Origin of the sequence: Bacillus sp. ES1-5, from assembly GCF_022487605.1 — a bacterium.
In the GTDB taxonomy this organism is placed as follows: domain Bacteria; phylum Bacillota; class Bacilli; order Bacillales; family Bacillaceae_G; genus Bacillus_A; species Bacillus_A wiedmannii.
Window position 1 is genome coordinate 131,881 of sequence record NZ_JAKVPU010000011.1, and the last position, 6,050, is coordinate 137,930.

Sequence of the window (6,050 nt, forward strand, 5' to 3'; positions counted from 1 at the left end):
TATTTTTCTATAGGAAATATGATAAAAAAGGTAGGCTAAATTGAGTAGAAGAGGTGAAAGGAATGAAAGGGATGGACAATAATGCACCACATGGCTTCTTCGGAGGCGAATCGGACAGTTATACACAAATGATGTTAATGGGAGGAGCTGGCCAACAAGGGTACGGTGGAATTCCGAGCTGGATGGGAGGCGCTGGCCAACAAGGGTACGGTGGAATTCCAAGTTGGATGGGGGGAGCAGCAGGAGGATTTCCAACATCGGTAGCTGGCATGCAAACTGGAATGCCTACATTAATGGGAGGGTTTTCAACATCAGGGGCTGGAATGCCTACAGTAACAGGAGGATTTCCAACATCAGTAGCTGGTGTACAGACAGGAATTCCAGTAGGAGTACCAACTACATTTCCTTCTTTCGTTGGAGGAGTACAGACAGGATTTCCGGTACCGGGAGTAGGTGTTGTAGCAGGTGGAGTAGGTGGTTATCCGCAAGGTGTTCACGGTCACCATGTACATCACCATCACCAAGGCCAACACGGCCACCATGTACACCATCACCACCAAGGCCAACAAGGTCATCATGTACATCATCATCACCAAGGCCAACAAGGTCATCATCATCAAGGTCATCATGGACACCATCATCAAGGTCAGCACGGTCATCATCATCAAGGCCAACATGGCCATCAACAACAAGTACATCACCACGGACACCATCATATACATCCACAGGCTGTTCTTTATCAAACGCACCAAGGGCACCACCATCATCAAGGGCATCACCATCATCAAGGGCATCACCATCATCAAGGTCACCACGGTCATCAAGGCCAACACCATCATCAAGGTCACCACGGTCATCAAGGCCAACACCATCATCAAGGTCATCAAGGTCATCAAGGTCATCAAGGTCATCAAGGTCAACAAGGTCAACAAGGTCATCAAGGTCAACACGGCCATCAAGGTCAACAGCACCAACAATATCAGCAATATCAACAACAGCAACAATCTTCTCCTTGGACAGGGGGAATTGGAGCGGGAGCAGCAGGAGCAGCGGCAGGAGCGGCTAGCATTAGTGGAGCAGCAGGACACGCGGGACACGTGGGTCATTAATGAATTGCAGAAAAAAAGACATAATAAAAAACTGCTAGGAAATCCTAGCAGTTTTTTTCAGCTTCTTTGCGCTGACGTTCGATTTCAGCACGAAGTTGTGGTTCTGGTGCTTGCCAGCCTTCTGGTTTTAGAATTTTGCCATCGCCTTCGCGGAATCGAGGTTTCCCATCAGGGAATAATTTTGCCATGTTTGCGTTATTTACAATTTCGAATCCTTTATCTGGACGTACGCCCATTTCTGCAAACGTTCCGAATGCAAAGTAAATAAGGTCAATCAGTGCATCATATTGATCTTCAACAGTCGTTGCTTCTAGAAACTCTTCTAGCTCTTCTTGCATAAAGCTAGCACGAATTTTTGCACGTTCTTCTGTTAATTTCGTTGGAGTATTTGTCACAGGGTGTCCGAACTCTTCATGCATTTTGGCAACAAGTTCGTATCCTTTATCTAAACCTTTTTCGTTTGTCATGTTGTTTCATCCTTTCTCGCTTTGTGCCGAATCTCATTGTAACATAAGGTGATTATGAAATGAAAAGGGACTGTTCAAAAGTTTCATCTTTTAGTTAAGCTAGTGATAGTGAAAGATTATATCGACTTAACGACAAAACCTATTAATAAAAGAAAGCCATCCCGGAATACTTTCGGGACGGCCTTGCTCGTTATTTTTCTTCTTTTATTAAAATGGATAAAATAAGATCGATGCCAAACATACCAACGAGCAACATTGGAATAACGACAAGTAAATAACGTGTGAAGGAAACATTTTTTAAGTATGTATGAGCAAATAAAAAGACGCCGAGAAATAAAATACCATTTAAAATAGGCTTTACTAATTTTTTAGACATAAGCTCCCCCATAAATATCTTCTCTCTCTATCTAAAATAAAAACTCCTCTTTCCGTTGTATCATGCTGGAGAGAGGAGTTCAATCATTTCTCATTCAATTACACCAGAATTTGTAATATTTACGGTGTATTTTATATGAACCGGAACATCTTTATACATTTGTCTCCATTCTTCTAATTTGAATGGTCGATAATGTTGTTTATACTTTGCTCCTAGTCCAAGAGGATCGACGTTTAAAGATTTAAACTGCTTAATTAATTTGGCAGCCTGTACATCCAATTGTTTTTGGACATTTTTTTCAATGTTTTTTGTGTTCTTGTTATTTTCTAAGTTAATTTGCTTCGATAGTTCTTGAATACGTGCATCAAGATGAACGTGAATGAAAAAAGAAGGCTTCCCGTTTTTAATTTTTATATCGTAAGTTGGAACAGAACGAATATTATTAATCATTACATACGCAGAATCTGTTTTAAATTCATGTGAATCTAATTTATGTTTCTCTAACAGTCCTTTAAATATGAACATATCTTTTTGCGCAATTTTACCGATATATTTATCCTTTTTAAAAAGACCAATTCCGGTAATTTTTATTTTATCACCATGTTTCTTTAAAATGGGAATATAGTAGTCTTGCCCTTCTTGATAATAACGGAATGCTCCTACATGCAGATTATCCGTTGGTAAAGGACCAGTCTCCATATTATGTTCTAGCAACTTTTTTATATAAATTGCAACGTTGTATGATGTTGTATATTTCCCTTTTAAAAGTTCAGTACCATTCCCCTCTAATAAACCAACATATAAAGCGTTCCCTATATTCACATCTCGAAGTAATGTATCGAATGAAGTAGACATTCCTTTTTTGGCAAGTCTTATCGTATATAGGGCGACACGCATTTGTCCGCTAGCAAATGGTTGAGAAGACTCTAAAGATGTGTCTGCTTTTACTTGTTTTACAGCATTTGCGCTGCCTTCAAAAACTTGAACTTTATTTCCTTTTTTCTGAATGGGACAAACGAATGTTACTTTTACTTTATTATCCTTTGCAACGTCAAATACGGTTCCTTGAATCAGTTGTACATCGTCGATAATATTTTTTTGTAAACATCCAGTTAGACTGAGGAATGTTATACAAGAAATAAGTATTAATTTGCTTGTGCTTTTGATTTTTTCCATTTTCTTTTCACCCACACAATAATAAATAGAATTGGGATATATACATAAATGAGCCAAAAACTAACTTTTGACGCATTACTAATAAAATTATTAATATCATGTCTGTTTGTTAAAAGTTGTGAAACAATGAGAGTGATAAGGATAAAAGCGATTAGAACACCTCTTTGTTTCACCCGAAATATTTCGTGAGTGCCTCTCATTGCTGCCCATAAAGGAAGGATAGAACTTGAAATAATAACGAGTACATAAGCGGAAATTGCAATATATTCGAGTCTTTCTATGAATGGTAATTGAATGACTTGGGTCATAGAAAGTTGTGACCATATTGTTTTTAACAATTGTTTCTCACTAAAAAACGCAAAGGCTAAAAGGGTACTAAATAAATATAGTAGGTTTGAAAATAGTGCCCCGTATTGAGCGTATTTATGAGATTGCATAGGTTTTTTCACAAACGGATAAATCATGAGGTAAATCTCAAACCCTGTCATACTGTAGATTGACAGTTGAGCGGCTTTTAAAATATCTGAAAAAGAATGTGTGAATATAGGAAGTAAATTATCCCAATGTGAGTATTTCAAAACGAATAGGCTTAGAAATAAATACCCAAGTGTACCACCAACAGATATAACACAAATACCAGTAATGACACGAAATCCAGAAGAAATGATGTAATAGCTAACTAGGCATAAAAAGAGTGTTAACATCCAAGTTGAAGCGGTAGGAAACATCCATACTTGAATAATTTCAACATATGTTCGAATGACGGAAATACTGACGATTAAAAAATAAGCCATAAAGATGATACTGACACCATTTCCTAGCCACTTCCCAAATGTTTGTCGATGTAAATCAATTAAATTCCCGTTTGTTTCCCTTAATAAAAAATACATCATCCATATAAGAACATGGATACAGATTCCTGTAATTAGAACTCCCATCCAGCCGTCGTATCCAGCTGCTTTTGCAATAATTCGAGCGAAGCCGAGAACACCAGCGCCAAACTGTGCACCGTGAATTAAGAAGAAAACAAAGACAGGAGATATTTGATGTTTTTCTTGAACTTTACTCATCAATGCACCTCATTTCTTAATCATCAAAATCCGATCTATGTTTTGTTGAAATTCCTTTCGCTGCTTTTTTTACATGTTGTGGTCTCGCTTGTACATCCCTTGTATCAATCATCGTTAAAGGAAAACGAATCCAAGAGTCCTTAACCGACTGTTGTCTCGTCGGATAAAACAAAGCGTATGGCTTGCGTAAGGAAGTAAGCCTGAATAGATGAGTAAATAAGAAGATAAATCCAAGAGAAATCCCGAACAATCCGCCTATTTCTGCAAACATAAGAAAGGGAAAGCGTAGTAATCGAACTGCATTACCCATTTTATAAATCGGTGTAATAAAGGAAGCGAGTGCTGATAAGGCAACGATAATTAATAAAATGTTACTCGTTAAACCAGCTTGTACGGATGCTTGTCCGATTACGATACCGCCTACAATACCGAGTGTTTGACCAACTTTCATCGGTAACCTCGCGCCAGCCTCTCTCAATAAGTCGATTGCAAGTTCTAAAAATAGTGCTTCAATTAAAGGTGGGAACGGTACTTGTGCCCTTGATAAAATCAGAGTTTCAAGTAAATCACTTGGAATAAGTTCATAATGATAATTTAAAACTGCAACGTATAACGGTGTAGCACAGATTGAAAATAGAACGGCGATTAGTCTTAAAATCCTTGAAAATGTAGCGTATAGCCAAGAGACGTTGTAGTCTTCTGGTGAAATGAAAAAATCGAAATAGGATACAGGTGTTAGTAAAACACTTGGAGAACCATCAACAAAAATAGCGATTTTCCCATCGATTAGTGCTTTTGTAACTCTATCAGTGCGTTCTGTATTGATATAGAGAGGGAAAATCGATTTTTCTCCCATTAGTTCTTGTATATAAGCACTATCATTAATTTGATCATATTCAAGAGCGCGTAATGACTCCTCGAGGAAGTCTACATTATCTTTTTCAGCGAGGTTGTCTAAATACATCATGACAACCTTTGTTTTGGAAAACTCGCCGACAATCATTTCTTTTGTTTGTAAATCTAAAACAGGAAGACGTTTTCGAACTAAATTAATATTTGTATCAATATCCTCTACGAAACCTTCCTGAGGACCGATAACGGTCGATTCGTTTAAAGGTGGAGTTGGTGCACGATAATTATCAATTGCAATGTTTGCAAGCATACACTTTTGATCTTGCTGATTCAATTGAATAATCGCATGTCCCTTTAAAACCATGTCCTCAATTTTTTGTAAATCGTTCGTAATTGTAATACCACTCATCGGAATATGTTCTTTTAGTTCTTCTAGTGAAGCGTTAGGTCGTTCTAAAAGAGTAGGCATTAAATACTTTTGTAATTTTTCTCCATCAAGCGAAGGGCGATAGTAAGAAATCCAATAAGGCATCGTTTCATCGTCAGATGTGTGATAATTAACAAAATCACTAGACTTTTTGAGCTTCCCTATTAAATCTTGTAGAGAATGAATACGGTCTTTTTCTGGTTTCGTAAAATCATAAATACTATTATTTCCAGAGTTTTGCTGTTGATCTTGGGCCGAGTTATCTTGTTTAGAGTTTTGTTGTTGCTTCTGATCCGAGTCGTCTTGTTTAGAATTTTGTTGCTGATTCTGATCTGAGTCGTTTTGTTTAGAATTTTGTTGTTGCTTCTGATCCGAGTTACCCTGTTTAGAATTTTGTTGTTGCTTCTGATCGGAGTCGTCTTGTTTAGAATTTTGTTGCTGATTCTGATCTGAGTCGTTTTGTTTAGAATTTTGTTGTTGCTTCTGATCCGAGTTACCCTGTTTAGAATTTTGTTGTTGCTTCTGATCGGAGTCGTCTTGTTTAGAATTTTGTTGCTGATTCTGATCTGAGTC

Annotated in this window: 6 protein-coding genes; 1 reads left to right on the forward strand and 5 read right to left on the reverse strand. The window is 37.6% G+C overall.

Annotated elements, in window-relative coordinates:
* The first annotated feature begins 62 nt into the window (after nt 1-62).
* Nucleotides 63-1,109, forward strand: a complete 1,047-nt coding sequence (locus tag MKO96_RS25660) for a hypothetical protein (RefSeq protein WP_240589088.1) — start codon at nt 63-65, stop codon at nt 1,107-1,109.
* 44 nt (nt 1,110-1,153) lie between these two features.
* Here the strand turns inward: MKO96_RS25660 and MKO96_RS25665 are convergent, their stop codons facing one another.
* From MKO96_RS25665 to MKO96_RS25685, 5 genes are all read right to left on the reverse strand, one after another.
* Entirely contained in the window at nt 1,154-1,576 is a 423-nt protein-coding gene (locus tag MKO96_RS25665) for a pyrophosphohydrolase domain-containing protein (RefSeq protein ID WP_048562049.1), read from the reverse strand.
* Nucleotides 1,577-1,766: 190 nt separating this feature from the next.
* On the reverse strand, nt 1,767-1,952 hold the full coding sequence (locus tag MKO96_RS25670) for a hypothetical protein (RefSeq protein WP_000038782.1): 186 nt from the start codon (nt 1,950-1,952) through the stop codon (nt 1,767-1,769).
* 90 nt (nt 1,953-2,042) lie between these two features.
* Complete coding sequence (locus MKO96_RS25675; protein WP_240589089.1) at nt 2,043-3,128, reverse strand: Ger(x)C family spore germination protein; 1,086 nt, start codon at nt 3,126-3,128, stop codon at nt 2,043-2,045.
* Nucleotides 3,098-4,198, reverse strand: coding sequence for a spore germination protein (locus MKO96_RS25680; protein ID WP_240589090.1), 1,101 nt, complete (start codon nt 4,196-4,198; stop codon nt 3,098-3,100). Before MKO96_RS25680 ends, MKO96_RS25675 begins: the two co-directional genes overlap by 31 nt.
* A gap of 16 nt (nt 4,199-4,214) precedes the next feature.
* A partial coding sequence (locus MKO96_RS25685) for a spore germination protein (protein WP_240589091.1) occupies nt 4,215-6,050 on the reverse strand: 1,836 nt, incomplete at its 5' end.